Source organism: Sneathiella sp. (assembly GCF_036844445.1).
Lineage (GTDB): Bacteria > Pseudomonadota > Alphaproteobacteria > Sneathiellales > Sneathiellaceae > Sneathiella.
Window position 1 is genome coordinate 261,291 of record NZ_DAIUFV010000005.1, and the last position, 15,969, is coordinate 277,259.

A 15,969-nucleotide genomic window follows, 5' to 3' on the forward strand; every position below is an offset into this window, starting at 1 on the left:
CTGCCTTGTGACCCTTATGTCGTGCTGACAGCCGCCCCGCGCCGCAAATAGCGATCAATCGCGAGGAGCGCCCCGCTCGATAGTACAGCAAACACGGATACAAATACAGCTATGGACAGAATGGTTTTCACCTCATGCAATTCAATTGCGGTCATGAGGAGGAAGCCAAGCCCCCTTTGCGAGGCAAAGAGTTCACCAAGCATGGTCCCCAGCAGCGTCAGCGAAAAGCCGATGCGAAGGCCCGTAAAAATCTCCGGCAATGTCGCCGGAAGCAGGATATGGCGCACCTGCTGCCACGGGTTCAGGCGAAGCACCTGACCCGTCCGGATATAGGTCCGATTGACGTTCTTCACCGCGTTCATGGTGAAAAGCGCCACGGGAATAATGCCATGAAACGCGCCGAAGGCGACTTTGGCATCCATCCCCAGACCAAACAGCAGGAGGATGACCGGGTAGAGGGTGATTTTCGGGATCGAATAGAGGGCGACCAGAAGCGGTTCAGCTACCCTTCCGGCAAACTTGTAGCCCCCAAGCGTAATTCCGATAAGGAGACCCAGCCCCCAGGCAATCATAACGGCAAAGAGAAAGGCGAGTGATGTCTCGTAGAGGTTCGGCAGGAACCGCGGGTTGCTCACCATCTTGACCATATGCTCAAGCGTCGGGAGCGGAGCCGTGATCGCGACGTCGCCGGCGATGAGATGCAGGACCTGCCAAAGAGCCAGAAGCCCGACCGTAAACAGCAGCAGATCACGCGTGTGACGGAAAATGGTCATAGGCCCCTCCGGGAGAGCAGACGACGCTCGAACGCGAACACTGCCATATTGACCGACGTGACGAGAGCAAGGACGATCAGGATCAGGGAGTACATCCGCTGATTGTTGAAATTGTCATAGGAGAAGGCAATTTCGTGGCCAATGCCGCTGGTTGACATAATGAACTCTCCGGCAATAACGCCGATGAAGGAATAGGCGATCGCGAGCTTCAGACCGGACAGGATATGCGGCAGGGCCGCCGGCAGCCGGATATTCAAAATCTCGTCGACCTTCGACATCCGGTAGACTTTCGCCGTTTTCTGCAGCACCGACGAAATGCGGTCAAGCCCGGTCATCGTTGCCATGATCATCGCGACCATCGCAAACAGCGTGGCGAGAAAAATGAGCGGTGCCCGCCCAAGCCCGAAAATCACGATCAGCAACGGATAGAACGCGATATGCGGAATTGAATAATAGGCAGCCAGAAATGGCGCCGTCGCCCGGCGGAGAAACTGCACCTGGGTCAGGATGAAGCCAATGATAAAACCGATTGTGATCGACAATACCAGAGCAATCCCGACGGCGACGAGCGACTGCTTCAGATGAAACCAGAACCCTTCCCGCCCGAACTCCTGCACAACGCCAACGACCATATTGGACGGCGCCACCACCATCGTTGGCGGAATCACGCCCGTCCGGCAGGCCAGCTCCAGCCCGCCGACGGCGAGGACGATGACGGCGCTACGTACCCAGCCCTCCGGTTTCATTTGACCCACGCCTCCTGCCCCATCGCCTGCATGGATTCTTCGCGCAGGTAAGACCAGAGCCGCGACGTGACCGCGCCGAAGTCCGGATTACTCGCAAGGCTGGAATCGCGATCCTGCGGCCACCCCGTCTCGACGATATCGATAAACCGGCCGGGACGCATCGACATCACGCCAATGCGGTCGGACAAGAGGTTGGCCTCGTCAAGCGAATGGGTAATCAGCAGGATGGTTGCCGAAGTCTCCCGCCAAAGCCGCAGGAGTTCATCCGCCATCAGCAATCGCGTCTGCTGATCGAGCGCCCCGAAGGGCTCATCCAGCAGAATCAGCCGCGGCTGCATTACCAGTGTCCGCGCAATGCAGACGCGCTGGCGCATGCCGCCGGAAAGCTGGCTGGGATACGCCCGGCGGAAATCCCGAAGACCCATAAAGCCAAGCGCGAACTCCACCCGCCGCTTCTGCTCGGCGCCATCGACCCCCGTCCGCTTGAGACCGAAGGCGATGTTGTCCTCGACAGTCAGCCAGGGGAAGCTGGCGTCTTCCTGAAAGACGACGCCAATTCCGTCCGGCACCTTGCCATCGACAGGCTTTCCCTCAAACTCGATCGTTCCGGCGCTCGGCTTTGCAAGCCCTGCGAGGACGTCGAGAAAGGTGGATTTCCCGCAACCCGACGGACCAACGATGCTGAAAAACTCACCTTCCCGCAAATCGAGGGAAACCGGCCCCAGCGCATGGACCTCGCCACTCTCGCCACGCCCGGGATAAACGCGCGTGACATCCTTGAGGCTCGCATGGACAGGCCGCACGGCCTCCCTCGTAACGGCTTTCATAACACCAGTCACCAACTCAGTTCCCGGCCAGGAAGCGATCGTCGATGAAAGCTTTCCATTCAGGCATCTCGGCCAGAGTGCCGGTCGAAATCATAATGCCGGCCATCGCATCCATCTTGTCATACTGAAGCGGGCCCGGGTTCCACCAGGTCGGCGTCATTTTCTTGATGTTGCCGATTGCGCTCTTGGCGGTATCGACATCCATGTTGTACGCCTTGGCGACAATTTCAGCCGTTTCATCCGGATTGCTGTCCATGAACGCAATGGCTTTTGCGCGGGCGGCGATAACGGCCCGGATCTTGTCCTCATTTGCCGCGATTGCCTCGCTCGTCGCAACACCAACCGTTCCCGTGTAGAGCGGGAGTTTGCTGTCGAGCCAGCTGATCATCTGGTAGGCGGCGCCGGCCTTGACTTTCTTCGAGAAGATCGGCTCGGGCATGATTGCGATATCAACTTCGTTATGCTCAAGCGCAGTGAGGCCCGCCCCGAAGTCACCGATGGCGATCATCGTTACGTCGTCGCGCGTATAGCCATGCGATTCCAGAACAGCGAGGATCATCGCCTCACTCACTGACTTCGGACGGCTGTAGACGAAACGCTTGCCCTTCAGGTCTTCCGGCGTTTCGATTTTTTCACCGACGCGCGTTACCCAGACTGAAGAACGGCCATCCGTTCCACCATTGATGATCTTGATGTCAAAGCCCTCGTTGATCGCGGCGATAGCCGAGGTCAGCGCGACTTCCGCATAAAGCGTATCACCGGCGAGCATGTTGCGGATCGAGGTGCCGCCGCCCTTGGACGTCATGATGCCGTCAACGTCGAGACCCACCTCTTTAAAATACCCGTTTTCAAGCGCGATCGTGTACGGAACCCCGTACATAAGGCTGCCGTAATGGGTAACGACGATATCTTCAGCCGCTTTTGCCGGCGCAATGGCTGCGAGGCCCAAAAGCATAACACCAAAGGCACGGCTCAATAACTTAAGAGATTTCATTCTTCCTCCCCTTTCAGGCTCAAATTCCAGAGAATGTACCTGCATTGTTATATTGTTATAATAACATAACAATAGGCCATATAATTTGCCCCGTCAACGCGCTCAGAGTAAATTTTGTGACAGGGTGCGGACCGGCGCGGAAGCTGGCTGGACAACCTTATATATTCTATAGAATGCTGATGCCGGCGCCTTCGACATACCCGCAAAGGGGGAGGGTGCGCCGGGACTTTCGCAGCGGCTGGCCTGCGATGGAAAAATTCGTGAAGTTCATTGAAAGAAAATGGGGCGGCAAGACCCCGCCCCTTACAGAATTTTTGAACGGGTTCCGGCCCGTTGAGATTGCGGTGGAGTTCACTCACCGCCCGTAGGCGCTCAAGCGCGGCAGCTTTGTGTTTCGACGTAGTTTTTGAAGTTGTCGAGGATCGCCTGCCAGCCATTTCGCTGCATTTCGACCGGATTGACGCCTTCCGCATCGAAAACGGTCGTCACCTTGACGCCGCCTTGCAGCGGCTCGAATGTCGTGCGTGCCTTGCGGCCGTCGGCCAAAGCGAGCGTAACCGCGCTCTCGGGCGTCACCTCCTCATAAATGGCGGCAAAGTCAAAGCCGAAACTGCCATCTTTCGCTTCCATCCGCGCATTATAGATACCGCCCACCCTGAGATCGGCCTCGGCATGCGGACAGCACCAGTCGTCGGAAGCGTAGTTCCATTGGGTGATCGCGGCCGGTGTTGTAAAGGCCTCCCAGACATCCGCGAGAGGCGCGGCAACTGTGGCGTCGATTGCGATCTTTTGATTTGGCATCGTCAGTCTCCCTCTTCTCCGGCGTCGTGCCGGCTCAATTCCGTTAATGGGTTATTTCCGGCTCGACCAGCCTCAAAAGCTTGCGAAGAGATTCCTGCCAGCCGAGATAACAGGCCTCCCGCGGGATCTGGTCGGGTATCCCTTCCTGAACAATCGTCACTTCCGTGCCGACCGAGACAGTATCCAGCGTAACGGTGACCGTCATTTCGCCGGGCAGGCTCGGATCATCGAACGCATCGGTGTAGACGAGCGCCTTGTTCGGGACGAGCTTCAGATAGGTGCCGCCGAAGGAATGGCTCTCGCCGGTTGTGAAGTTGCGAAAGCTCATCCGGTGACGCCCGCCTTCGCGTGCGTCAAGCTCATGGACCGTGCAGGTAAAGCCGAACGGCGGCAGCCAGCTCGCCACGGCATCCGGCTCAAGAAAAGCGCGATAGACCTTTTCCGGTGCGGCCGCGAAGACGCGGTGCAGCTTTACCGTGCCCGGCATCGTTACCCGCCTTTCCGGCGCGTTCCGCCGAGTTCGACGAGTGGCTGGAAGCCACCATAGATCATCCGCTTTCCATCAAACGGCATGGGATTTTTTTCAGGGTCCATGCGCGGATCGGCTTTCTCCGGGTTTTCCATCCACTCGGTCATTTTTTGCATGGCCTTGTCCCGCGTCTCCCTGTCGGGCCATTCGACCCAGGAGAAAACGACGGCCTCATCGTCATTGGCCTGCACGGCGCGGCGAAAATCCGTGACCTTGCCGCTCGGCACATCGTCGCCCCAGCATTCAACGACACGCGTCGCGCCCAGATCCATAAAGACACTGTCGCCCATCTCCGCGTGGCTTTGGAACTTTTCCTTGTTCGCGGTCGGCACCGCGATAACGAACCCATCCATGTAAGTCATTCGCCTCTCCTCTCTCCTTCAGTTTTCCCTGATTGCGGCTTCGAGCGCGGCAATGTCGATTTTCGTCATTGTCATCATCGCATCGAAGGCGCGTTTTGCTTTTTCCCGGTCCGGACTGGTCGTCAGATCGAGCAGCAGTTGCGGCGTGATCTGCCATGAATATCCCCACCGATCCTTGCACCAGCCGCACGCGCTCTCCGTTCCGCCGTTCGCCAGAATTGCGTTCCAATAGCGATCGGTTTCCGCCTGGCTGTCCGTAATCATCATGAAGCTGACCGATTCATTGGGCGTAAAGGTCGGGCCGCCATTCAGCCCGATAAACTTGCGCCCCATCACGGTGAACTCGACCGTCAGCTCGGCGCCTTCCTTCCCGCCGGGGAAATCGCCAGGGGCCTTGTTTATCCGCCCGACGCGGCTGTCTGGAAATGTCGCCGCATAGAATTCCGCGGCCTTTCGCGCTTCGCCATGATCGAACCAGAGGCATGTGATAAAATCCGCCATATCGTCTCTCCGCTAGTTTTGCGCTTTATTCCCCTCGAAATTCAGCATCCAGGGGGTGCCGTATCTGTCGGTAAACATGGCGAAACGCTCGGCCCAAAAGGTCTCTTCCGGCGCCATTTCAACGACTTGCGCATTCTCCGCGAGCGCACCATAAATGCGGTCGAACTCGGCGCGCGAGGGCGGCGACAGAGTGATGCGAAAGCCTTGCGGCCTCTCATACATTTCCGTGCTGCTGTCCGATGCCATCAAGGTGGCGCCGCCAAGCTTCATGGCCATGTTCATGACCATATCATCGCCGCCTGGCATGCGGCTTTCCGGATCGGGCGCATCGCCATTGCGAAAGACGCCGCCTATTTCCCCGCCAAGGATATCGGCATAGCGGGTCATTGCCTCGAGACAGTTGCCTTTGAAGAACAGGTAGATCATCGGTTCCATATGCGCTTTCTCCCTGAAAGATTTGGTCTCCCGTACGCGCTGAACGCCGGGTGGCAATGGATGGCAAAAAGAATGCCGGAAAAAGAAGACAATTTTGCGGCCCTCTCACAGCTTCCAGCGCGCCGCGAAGCGAAGATGAACAGTTCCCGTGCGCAACGATTTTCTCCGGTCGGCTGTCGAGTTATTGCGCGGGTCATATGGGCGTCTCCGGCGGAAGGTCAGCTGGCTGATCGCACGGCGGGTGCCCGCGCAAACAGAAGTTCGATGTAGCGGCGCAGATGATCGACGCTCTCCTCGGCAATTTCGGGCCCGCCTTTTGCCTTGGCGAGGATAAAGGCGCCCTGAAGCACGGCCTGCGTATGAAGCGCGAGGCTTTTCGCGCTCCAGGATGCTTCGACGCCATAGAGCTCAATCGCCGCCGCGATATCGCCTTCCAGAGTTTCGGCATGCGAAGAGATGCTCGCCTCGCACGCGGCGCGGATCGCCGGCTCGGTCGCAAATGCCTCCTGGACCATGGTGCCGACGAGGCAGGTAAACTCCTCAATCTCGCCTTGCAGGAGCGATTTTCGAAAATCGACATAGGCGAGAATGCGATCGAGCGGATCGGCATGCGCGTGATAGGCCGCGCCCGCAAACAGCGCACCCGTCGTCACCGACCAATAGTCCGCCGCCGCAAGGGCAAGATCGTCCTTGCTCTTGAAATGATGGAAGAAGCTCCCCTTGGTCACGCCGGCCACCGCACAGACATCCTCGATCCGCGTCGCCGAATATCCCTTGGCGCGGATGACCCGCAACGCGGCGTCCAGCAGCTTTTTCTTGGATGGATGTAAAGTCTCGCTCATTTGCACCATACCTACTAGTTGGTTTTATATATACCGACCAGTTGGTATTGTGTCAAACGAAAATTTTTTCACGTCAGCTTCGCAGCGTATGTGGGGATACTACGCCGTTCCGTCGCTCCCCTTCGCACGCGCCGTCCCCCGTCTCTTACCAGCCGCCGAAAGAAAGGCCACCGTTCACGCTGATGGTCTGGCCGGTAATCTGTGCGGCGCGCGATGAGGCGAGGAATATGACGGCATCCGCAACTTCCGTCGCCGCCGGCGGGCGGCCATTCGGAAAGCGGGCGACGGCTTTCGAGAAAAGCTTGTTCTGAAAGCTCGCGGAGCCGAAGGCCCTCTCCCAGGACGGCGTATCAGAGGTGATCGTCATGGCAACGGAATTGACGCGGATCTTGCTTTTCGAGAGTTCCTTGGCGAGCGCCTTGGTGATGATGATGACCCCTGCCCCGACGGCGCCGACAATCGCTTCCCCCGGCGTCGGATGGCGCGCCGCGTCTGTCGTCAGCATCACGACCGATGCGCCGTTCGCTTTGCGAAGCGTCGGGATCGCCGCATGAATCGGGAAAATCCGCGGAAAGAGGCGCGTCATGACGCCCTGCTGAAGCTGCTCCGGCGTCATGTCGGCAAATGGCATGGGGCCCGGCGTTCCCGGCGCGCCCGCGCTGACGAGGATATCGATCCGCCCGAATTCCGCGTCAAGCTGATCGATCACGGCCTTGATGCTGCCATAGTCGGAAACATCGCCCGCCATGAACCGCACATCCGGCGAAATCGGCAGGAGCTGCTTGAGCGCGGCTTCGCCCCCCGCTTCCGTTCGGCCGTTCACGATGACGAAAGCGCCGGCCGCCGCCAGCTGCTCCGCCACGCGAAGCCCGACACCCGCCGTGCCTGCGGTGATAAGGGCAACTTTTCCAGCCAGTTCATCTTTTTGCATGATGCGCTCCTTTTCCCGCCGCGCGGTGACGCGGCGTCACGTCTTACTGGTGATTTCAATGGCGCCCTGATCGGCAAGGGCCTCAAGATCTTCACCTGAATAGCCCAACTCCCGCAAGACCTCGTCTGTATGTTCGCCAAGCAGGGGCGGCGGTCGCAGGGCGGATCGCGAGACACCCTTGAAGGTGACAGGATGCCCGACCGCACGCATCCGGCCGCCGATGGCATGATCGAAATCGATCACGAGCTCCCGGGCGGCAAGCTGCGGATGGGCAAGGACGGTTGGCAGGTCATTGACCGGCGCGAAGGGGATGCGGTGCTGGGTGAAGATTTCCGTCCATTCGGCAATCGTCTTTTCCGCGATGCGATCCTGCACCAGCTTGTTGACCTCACCGACGAGGGCGACGCGGCCGGCGTTATGAGCAAAACGCGGATCCTCTCCTGCAGCACCGAGCTCCGCCGCGATGCAGAATTTCCGCCAGAGATTGTCGCTGCCAACGGCGAGAAGAATGTCACCATCCCTGGCGCGGAAACTGCCGTAGGGAACAAGCGTCGCGTGACCCGAACCAGAGCGCTTCGGCGGCACGCCGTCTATCCAGTAGCCTTGCGCATGCCACCCGAGCAGCGCGACCGCCGTTTCGAACAGCGAAACCTCGACGAGCGTGCCGCGCCCCGTCAGATCCCGCTGGCGGAGGGCGGCAAGGACGCCGGTCAGCGCATGCAGGCCCGTTGTCTGGTCGAGCGGCGAGAAGGCAATGCGAAGCGGGGCTGAATCCGTCTCGCCCGTGACCGACATCAACCCGCCGAAAGCCTGCATCATGACCTCATAGCCCGGCTGGTCGCCAAGCGGCCCGTTGCGCCCGAAGCCGGAGATCGAGCAGTAGATGAGCCGCGGGTTGATCGCCATCAGGGCCTCGGGGCCGATGCCGAGGCGCTCGGCAGCGCCGGGCGCGAGGCTTTCGACGACGATATCCATTTCGGGCACCATCTTCAGAACGATATCGAGCGCGGCCTTTGATTTCAGGTTGAGCGCGACGCTGCGCTTGTTGGCGTTCATCGCGAGAAAGGTCGCGCCGTCGCTGCCGACAAAGGGCGGGATGGAGCGCGCGCCGTCGCCGCCCTCGGGATCCTCAACCTTGATGATATCGGCGCCCATCGCCCCGAGATACTGCGTGCAGATCGGCCCGGCGATGAATTTCGAGAAATCCAGCACCTTGATCCCGCTAAGAGGCCTCACCTCGTCCTGATCCATGGTATTAGCCCTCCTGAAAGATTACGTTATCTCTGACAATATATCGGTACCGTGTTCGCCAAGCTGCGGCGCCACCGCGGGGCGCTCGCGACGCCCAAGTCCGCCGGGAAGCGGCATGGACGGACCGTCAAACAGCCCGCGCGCCCTGAAATGCGGGTTTCGCGCGACCTCCCTGGGCCCATCCACCGCGGCGTAAGGGACATCAGCTTTGGCGAGGATCGCCTCCCACTCTTCAAGCGATCGCGTCCGAAAAAGTTCCTTGAGTTCCGCTTTCAGCGCCGCCGCAGCGGCGCGATCCGCCGTAATATGCTCGATGGACGGAAAGCGCGCGCGCAAGTCACCGCGCCCGATCGCCGCGCAGAAATTGCCGAAGAACTTGTCCTCGACGAGGGCGACGGATATCTCCCTTTCGCCCTTCGTCTCGAACACATCATTCGCGGGGTGAATATGATGCCAGTCCGGCGCATCGGGCGAGACACCCGCAAACCGCACTTCCGCCCAGTGGAGCGCCGCCTCGGCAATCGCAAGATCGATGCGGCTTCCCTTGCCGCTCCGGTCGCGCTTGCGAACGGCCGCCGCGATATTCAGCGCGGCGTAAAGGGACGCGGTGAGATCGGCAACCGGCAGGCCGCTTCTTCGCGGCTTCTCGTCCCACGATGCCGGGACCGAGAGCGCTCCCGCCATGGCGAGATAGTTGACATCATGGCCAGGGAGATCCTTAAAGGGGCCGCTCTGCCCGTAGCCCGAGATCGAGACATAGATGAGGCCGGGGCGGACAGCCGACAGGGCACCATAGCCGATGCCGATGCGATCGGCGACGCCGGGGCGAAACCCCTCAACCACGACATCCGCCGTTGCCACCAGCTTCAGGAGACTGGCGCGGTCGGCTTCCCTTTTCAGGTCAAGTGCGATGCTGCGCTTTCCCCGGTTGATATGCTCGAACATCTCGGGGTGAATGTCGCGCAGGTAGTCACCACTCCCGGGCCGTTCGATCTTGATGACGTCCGCCCCAAGATCGGCGAGGAGAAATGTCGCAAACGGCCCGGGAAGCAACCAGGTAAAGTCGAGTATCCTGAGCCCGGCGAGTGGCAGATCGGACGAATGATCGATCCCTTCATCCCTGTCAGCAGTCATGTCGTATACCCTCAATACCCTGCTCCTGTGATGAGTGCCGAAGGCGCATGGCGCCTTCAGCGGTGTTGCGTGCGGCGGTTATTTGCCGCGCTTCGGCCGCGGGAAGACGGGTGCGCGTTTCTCGCGATGCGAGGCGACGCCTTCGCGCGCTTCGGGACCGGTGAAGGCCAGCATCTCCAGCGCCGTTGAGGTGTCGTAGATGGGGCCTGCCATCCGCAGCCAGTTGTTGAGGGAGTATTTCGTCCAGCGGATCGCGTTGGTCGCGCCGCCCACGAGACGGGTCGCGATTTCGATCGACTTTTTCTCAAGCTCTTCTTCCGACACGCAGAGCGAGACCAGCCCCATGTCGGCGGCCTGCTGGCCGGTCATCGGCTCACAGAGGAGAAGATGATATTTCGCCCGCGCGATCCCGCAGAGCAGAGGCCAGATAATTGCCGCATGATCACCCGCCGCGACGCCAAGCCGCGTGTGTCCGTCGATGATCTTTGCGGTAGGCGTGACGATGGAGATGTCAGAGAGGAGCCCCGCCACGAGACCCGCGCCAACCGCCGGGCCATGCATCGCGGAGACGATGGGCTTGCTGCAGTTGATGATGTTATAGACAAGATCCTTGGCTTCCCGCCAGACACGAACGCGCGCATCGAAATCGGCGATGATTTCCTCGATCATCGAGAAATCACCGCCGGCGGAGAACGCCTTACCCGCGCCCCTCAGGATGACGGCGCTGACGTCGGGGTCGGCATCGACATCCCGCCAGACTTCCGTGATCTCCGCATGCCCCACGGCATCCAGCGAATTCAGGCTTTCCGGGCGATTGAGGGTAATCCGCAAAATGCCCTCGGCCGGCCGGTCAAACGAAAGCTGTGTGTACGCGCTGTAGTCTACTTTCATTGGTTGCTCCCTTATTAGACTGTTACCTCAAACCTATGACGCCTGTTTCGCTTCGCGGATCACCTCTTCGGCAAGGAGCGCGCTGATCTCCGCCTCACTCATGTCGATACAGACGGGCCCGGCGAGAACCTTCGAAACGTCGATCACCCTGACGCCCGCAAGGGGGCTGAACTGCCTGATCATCCGCCTTGCCCGCCGATCTCTTGCGTCAGCCCGGCGCGCCGGACCGCATCCCTTATCTCGTCCACCGCTTCCGGATTGATGAGCGAGGAGGTATCGCCCGGGCTCTCCCCAAGGCAGGCGGCCCGGACCATCCGGCGCATGACCTTCATGTTGCGCGTCTTCGGCAGATCCGAGACCGGCAGGATAAAGGTCGGACGATAGGGCGTGCCGAGCCCATCGACAACCGCACGCTCCAATGTACGATGAACCTCATCGTTCCACGGGCAGCCCGGCATGAGAACCACGACGCAGCCGACGCCCTGCCCCTTCACGGGGTGTGGGATGCCGATCACCGCCGCTTCGGCGACCTTGCCCGTCGCCGCGAGCAGCCCCTCGATTTCCGATGGCCCGGTTCGTTTGCCGGCGATTTTCAGCGTGTCGTCCGAACGGCCGAGAATGAACCAGAAGCCGTCGCCATCGCGCACCGCCCAGTCGCCCTGACGCCAGACGCCCGGAATATCCCGCCAGTAACTCTCGAGATAGCGCTGATCGTCATTCCAGAGGCTCCGGCTGAGACCGATGGATGCGCCGCGGAGAACGAGCTCACCGACAACGCCGTCGGGGACGGATTTACCGCTCTCATCGACAATATCGGCCTGCATCCCCGGAATCGCCGTGGTGAAAGAGCAGGGCTTCATCGGATGGAGAACGGTGCCGGTGAGGATCCCGCCGCCCACCTCGGTTCCGCCCGAATAGTTGAGAATGGGAATGCGGCGGCGGCAGACCTTCTCGAATACCCAGTTCCACGCATCCGGAGTCCAGGCCTCGCCAGTCGAGACGAGAAGCCGGAGGGACGAGAGCTTCCGCTCCTCAATGCCGGCGCCGCCGACTTTCATGAAGGAGCGGGCAATCGTCGGCGCGAGGCCGAGAAATGAGATCTGATGCTCATCTATCAGGCGCCACATGCGCCCGGCATCCGGATAGTCCGGCCCGCCTTCGACGACAAGCGCCGTCGCGCCGATAAAGGTGACGCCGACGGCAATCATCGGTCCGACCAGCCAGCCCATGTCGCTGATCCAGAGCAACCTGTCGGAAGGCTTGAGATCGAGCATCAGGCCGAAATCGAGATTGAGCTTGGCGAGCAGTCCGACGTGGCTGTGAACGGTCCCCTTCGGCTTTCCCGTGGTGCCGGAGGTATACATCAGCATCAGCGGATCGTCCGCATTCGTCATCTCGACGGGGCTGTCACTCTGCTTCCCTCGACTGATCAGCGCGTCATAGTCATGGTCACGGTCGAAACGCGCGTCATCCGCACATCCGGCCCGCCGGATGGCGATCACGCGCTCGAGTTTTGGCAAGTCCGGCGCCACGCTGTCGACGACGGATTTCATCTCGACAAGCCGCCCGCGCCGGCTCGTACCATCGACGGTGATGATGGCGCTCGCGCCCGCATCCTCGAGCCGCGCGGCAAGCGCTGTCGCGCCGAAACCGGAGAAGAGCGGCAGCACAATGGCGCCGATCTTTGCGATCGCGAGAAATGCCGCGAAGGCCTCTGGCATATTGGGAAGATAAAGGCCGATGACGTCGCCCCGCTTGCAGCCTATCGCGCGAAGGCCGTTTGCCAGCGCATCCACTTCCTCGGCGAGGCGCTGGTAGGTCCATGCCTGCGTGCTGCCGTCTTCCTTTTCATAGAGGATGGCGTTGGCGTGCCAGATGGGCGTACCCTTGTGCCGGTCGAGGCAGTTGCGGGCGATATTGACCTTTCCGCCGACGCACCAGGATGTAAACTCGACCCCTCGCGCAGCATCCCGGAGCCGGTCGTAGGGCGCCTCGAAACGGATGTTTTCGAGGATTGTCTCCCAGAACCAGTCCGGATTTCGCGCTGCCTTCTCTTCCAGCTCCGCGTAGCTGCCGATGCCGTGACGCTGCATATAGGCGACGAGATTACTCTTCGCGATAATGTCAGCGTCCGGACGCCAGACGACATCGGAGGTCATGCGGCATCCTTCGGCATCTTTTTCATGTAGGCCTTGCGGCGCGCAATGACGACGACCTCGTCCCGCTGGTTGTAGCCTCGGGTCTCAAACTCGACGATGCCGGCATCGGGGCGCGATTTCGATTCCCGCTTGTCAACGACGGTGGTCTCGGAGCGCAAGGTATCGCCGATGAAGACCGGTTTCGGAAAATCGATCTGCCCGAAGCCGAGATTGCCAAGCGTGGTGCCGAGCGTCAGTTCCGTCACGCCGACGCCGACCGCGAAGCCGAGCGTGTAGATGCTGTTGACAAGGCGCCTGCCGAACATTTCGCCCTTGGCGAATTCCTCATCCAGATGAAGCGGCTGGGTATTGTGGGTCAGCGTGCTGAAGAGCAAGTTGTCGGTTTCGGTTACCGTTCGATGGATCGCGTGCGGATAAACATCACCAATGTTGAGCTCTTCGAAATATCTGCCCCTCTGGTTCGTGTATGACATGGTCCCCTCCCTCACTTCTTGTTCATTTCCTGGTAGAGTGCGATGATGCTGCGGGCCGTTTCGACATGGGCCAGATCGACATGATCCCCCTCGAAGATCAGGGCGCCGCGCCCTTCTTTTTCCGCCTCTTCGAAGGCGGCGATCATTCTCGAGTAATAGGCATACTCTTCGTCCGAGGGCGTGTAGACTTTATTGATGACAGCGACATTCGAGGGATGCAGGGCGAGCTCGCCATGGAAGCCGAGCTGGCGGTTCCCTTTTGCCCATGTTTCGAGACCGGCTATGTCATGGACATCCTGCCACAGGCCGCCAATCGCCAGCTTGCCGGCCGCGCGCGCCGCGGCGACGGAGCTTGAGCGCATGTAAATCGTCTCAAGGCCCTCCTGCGTCCATTGAAAGCCGAGGGATCTTGCAACGTCGCCATTCTTCGCGCTTGCCGCGACGAGTGATGCGACGCGCGGGTGGGAGGCGATGTCATAGGCCTTGACGACACCCCCGGCTGTCTCGAGCACAGGCGCGAGCACGACGGAGCCCGGCGCGAGACCATGCCGGAACTCGGCTTCACCAACAAGCGCATCAGCGAGCTGGATATCTTCCAGGCTGCTGACTTTCGGCAGCATGATGCCTTCGGTTCCGGAGATTGTTACCGCGAGAATGTCGTCGAAGTCATAGATGTGCTTCAGGCGGTTGATGCGGATGTAGACGCGCTGGCCCGCATTGGCGAGCGAGGCGATCATCGAGGCGGCATTTTTACGCGCAACCTCCTTGTCATGTACCGGGACACTGTCTTCGAGATCGAGAATGATCGCATCCGCCCCGAAGGTCGGGGAGCGTTCAATCCAGCTCGCGCGGTTGGCCGGGATAAAAAGCATTGATCTGATCGGACGCATGTCGGGCACCTTCAGTAAGATTTCGGCAGACCGAGTTTCTTCTCGGCAATGCTGCAAAGGATCAGTTGCGGGCTTATGGGCGCGACGCGGAAAATCATAATCTCGCGCAGCAGCCGTTCGATGTGAAATTCCTTGGCATAGCCGAAGCCGCCATGGGTGAAGAAGGCGTTTTCGCAGGCCCGAAAAGCGGATTCAGAAGCGAAATATTTCGCCGCATTCGCTTCGGGGCCGCACGGGAGGCCGCTGTCATAGAGATGCGCCGCGCGAAACGCCATCAGGTTGGCCGCTTCAAGCTCGATCCATGATTTGGCGAGCGGATGCTGGACACCCTGATTCTGCCCGATCTGCCGATCAAAGACGATGCGCTCGCGGGCATATTTCGCGGCCCTTGCAAGGGCCGAGCGGCCGACACCGACGGCTTCGGCCGAGACGAGGATCCGCTCCGGGTTCATGCCGTGCAGGATGCACTCAAACCCCTTCCCCTCTTCGCCGATCATATCCTCCGCCGGCACGGGAAGCTCGTTTATGAACAGCTCGTTCGAATCGACCGCCTTGCGGCCCATCTTCGGAATTTCCCGGACATCGACGTACCGTCGGTCGAGCTTCGTGTAGAAGAGCGACAGCCCGTCGGTCGGCTTCTTCACATCCTCGATCGGCGTCGTGCGCGCAATGATCAGCATGTGATCGGCGACCTGCGCGGTCGAGATCCACACTTTCTGGCCCGAGATATAGTAGGTATCGCCGCGACGGATGGCCTTGGTCTTCAGCTTCGTCGTATTGAGGCCAGTCGTCGGCTCCGTCACCGCAAAGCAGGCCTTCGTCTCGCCCTTGATCAGCGGCGTCAGCATGCGCGATTTCTGCTCCTCGGTACCGAAAACGACAACGGGATGCAGCCCGAAGATGTTCATATGGATCGCCGAGGTCGCGCTTATCCCGCCCCTCTCCGCCGCCACCTGAACAATTGCCGCGGCCTCCGATATCCCAAGGCCGGCACCGCCATAGGCCTCCGGCATTGCGATGCCGAGCCATCCGGCGTCCGCCACCGCCCGGTAAAATTCCTCCGGGAAGCGGCCATCATTATCGCGATCCAGCCAGTACTGGTCGTCGAACCGCTGACAAAGCGCGTACATCTGGCGCTGGATATCGCCAAACCGTTCTTCAAACTGAAAGTCCATTCTTTCCTCCGCTATTCTATAAAATGAATACAGTTCTAAAATTTGAACGTCAATAGTCAAAAATTTGCATATCCCCGAAAATCTGCGACTGATGGCAGAGAACGGCGCATTTCCCAAAAAATGTACTAATATACCGCGGATTTCATGGCGTTAGAGCTACTTTATGGGGTTTTCAATGCCGGATTGCCGGCCTTTGAGCCACAGCCGACGTGACGCGGAACAGTGCCGCCGATTCTGGGCGTCGAGGCATGAATA

Annotated in this window: 19 protein-coding genes; all 19 read right to left on the reverse strand. The window is 60.0% G+C overall.

The window, feature by feature from the left end; translation table 11 throughout:
* Positions 1–14: 14 nt before the first annotated feature.
* Positions 15–773, reverse strand: a complete 759-nt coding sequence (locus V7Z56_RS12040) for an ABC transporter permease (protein WP_334129737.1) — start codon at positions 771–773, stop codon at positions 15–17.
* A complete protein-coding gene (locus tag V7Z56_RS12045; protein ID WP_334129738.1) occupies positions 770–1,519 on the reverse strand; it encodes an ABC transporter permease in 750 nt (249 codons plus the stop codon). Before V7Z56_RS12045 ends, V7Z56_RS12040 begins: the two co-directional genes overlap by 4 nt.
* On the reverse strand, positions 1,516–2,346 hold the full coding sequence (locus V7Z56_RS12050; protein WP_334129740.1) for an ABC transporter ATP-binding protein: 831 nt from the start codon (positions 2,344–2,346) through the stop codon (positions 1,516–1,518). Before V7Z56_RS12050 ends, V7Z56_RS12045 begins: the two co-directional genes overlap by 4 nt.
* A 16-nt stretch (positions 2,347–2,362) precedes the next feature.
* A complete protein-coding gene (locus V7Z56_RS12055; RefSeq protein WP_334129742.1) occupies positions 2,363–3,340 on the reverse strand; it encodes an ABC transporter substrate-binding protein in 978 nt (325 codons plus the stop codon).
* 372 nt (positions 3,341–3,712) lie between these two features.
* A complete protein-coding gene (locus V7Z56_RS12060; RefSeq protein ID WP_334129743.1) occupies positions 3,713–4,141 on the reverse strand; it encodes an SRPBCC family protein in 429 nt (142 codons plus the stop codon).
* Between the two features lie 43 nt (positions 4,142–4,184).
* Complete coding sequence (locus V7Z56_RS12065) at positions 4,185–4,628, reverse strand: SRPBCC family protein (RefSeq protein WP_334129744.1); 444 nt, start codon at positions 4,626–4,628, stop codon at positions 4,185–4,187.
* A 2-nt stretch (positions 4,629–4,630) separates the two neighbouring features.
* A complete protein-coding gene (locus V7Z56_RS12070) occupies positions 4,631–5,032 on the reverse strand; it encodes a DUF1428 domain-containing protein (RefSeq protein WP_334129746.1) in 402 nt (133 codons plus the stop codon).
* An 18-nt stretch (positions 5,033–5,050) separates the two neighbouring features.
* Positions 5,051–5,533 carry a VOC family protein gene (locus tag V7Z56_RS12075; RefSeq protein ID WP_334129748.1) on the reverse strand — a complete coding sequence of 161 codons (483 nt, stop codon included), beginning with the start codon at positions 5,531–5,533 and terminating at the stop codon, positions 5,051–5,053.
* A 12-nt stretch (positions 5,534–5,545) separates the two neighbouring features.
* A complete protein-coding gene (locus tag V7Z56_RS12080; protein WP_334129749.1) occupies positions 5,546–5,968 on the reverse strand; it encodes a VOC family protein in 423 nt (140 codons plus the stop codon).
* Between the two features lie 218 nt (positions 5,969–6,186).
* Positions 6,187–6,810, reverse strand: coding sequence for a TetR/AcrR family transcriptional regulator (locus tag V7Z56_RS12085; RefSeq protein ID WP_334129750.1), 624 nt, complete (start codon positions 6,808–6,810; stop codon positions 6,187–6,189).
* A 145-nt stretch (positions 6,811–6,955) separates the two neighbouring features.
* Positions 6,956–7,741, reverse strand: coding sequence for an SDR family NAD(P)-dependent oxidoreductase (locus V7Z56_RS12090; protein WP_334129752.1), 786 nt, complete (start codon positions 7,739–7,741; stop codon positions 6,956–6,958).
* A 36-nt stretch (positions 7,742–7,777) separates the two neighbouring features.
* On the reverse strand, positions 7,778–8,992 hold the full coding sequence (locus tag V7Z56_RS12095; protein ID WP_334129754.1) for a CaiB/BaiF CoA transferase family protein: 1,215 nt from the start codon (positions 8,990–8,992) through the stop codon (positions 7,778–7,780).
* Between the two features lie 21 nt (positions 8,993–9,013).
* Positions 9,014–10,126 (reverse strand): CaiB/BaiF CoA transferase family protein, encoded by a 1,113-nt coding sequence (locus V7Z56_RS12100; protein WP_334129756.1) that lies wholly within the window; start codon positions 10,124–10,126, stop codon positions 9,014–9,016.
* A 78-nt stretch (positions 10,127–10,204) separates the two neighbouring features.
* Positions 10,205–11,017, reverse strand: a complete 813-nt coding sequence (locus V7Z56_RS12105; RefSeq protein ID WP_334129758.1) for an enoyl-CoA hydratase/isomerase family protein — start codon at positions 11,015–11,017, stop codon at positions 10,205–10,207.
* A gap of 33 nt (positions 11,018–11,050) precedes the next feature.
* A complete protein-coding gene (locus V7Z56_RS12110) occupies positions 11,051–11,200 on the reverse strand; it encodes a hypothetical protein (protein WP_334129759.1) in 150 nt (49 codons plus the stop codon).
* Positions 11,197–13,176, reverse strand: a complete 1,980-nt coding sequence (locus V7Z56_RS12115) for an AMP-binding protein (protein WP_334129760.1) — start codon at positions 13,174–13,176, stop codon at positions 11,197–11,199. The genes V7Z56_RS12110 and V7Z56_RS12115 overlap by 4 nt, the downstream gene beginning before the upstream one ends.
* Positions 13,173–13,649, reverse strand: coding sequence for a MaoC family dehydratase (locus V7Z56_RS12120; protein WP_334129761.1), 477 nt, complete (start codon positions 13,647–13,649; stop codon positions 13,173–13,175). Before V7Z56_RS12120 ends, V7Z56_RS12115 begins: the two co-directional genes overlap by 4 nt.
* A gap of 11 nt (positions 13,650–13,660) precedes the next feature.
* Positions 13,661–14,521 carry an HpcH/HpaI aldolase/citrate lyase family protein gene (locus V7Z56_RS12125; RefSeq protein ID WP_334129762.1) on the reverse strand — a complete coding sequence of 287 codons (861 nt, stop codon included), beginning with the start codon at positions 14,519–14,521 and terminating at the stop codon, positions 13,661–13,663.
* Between the two features lie 29 nt (positions 14,522–14,550).
* Positions 14,551–15,714 (reverse strand): acyl-CoA dehydrogenase family protein, encoded by a 1,164-nt coding sequence (locus V7Z56_RS12130; RefSeq protein WP_334129763.1) that lies wholly within the window; start codon positions 15,712–15,714, stop codon positions 14,551–14,553.
* Positions 15,715–15,969: the final 255 nt, after the last annotated feature.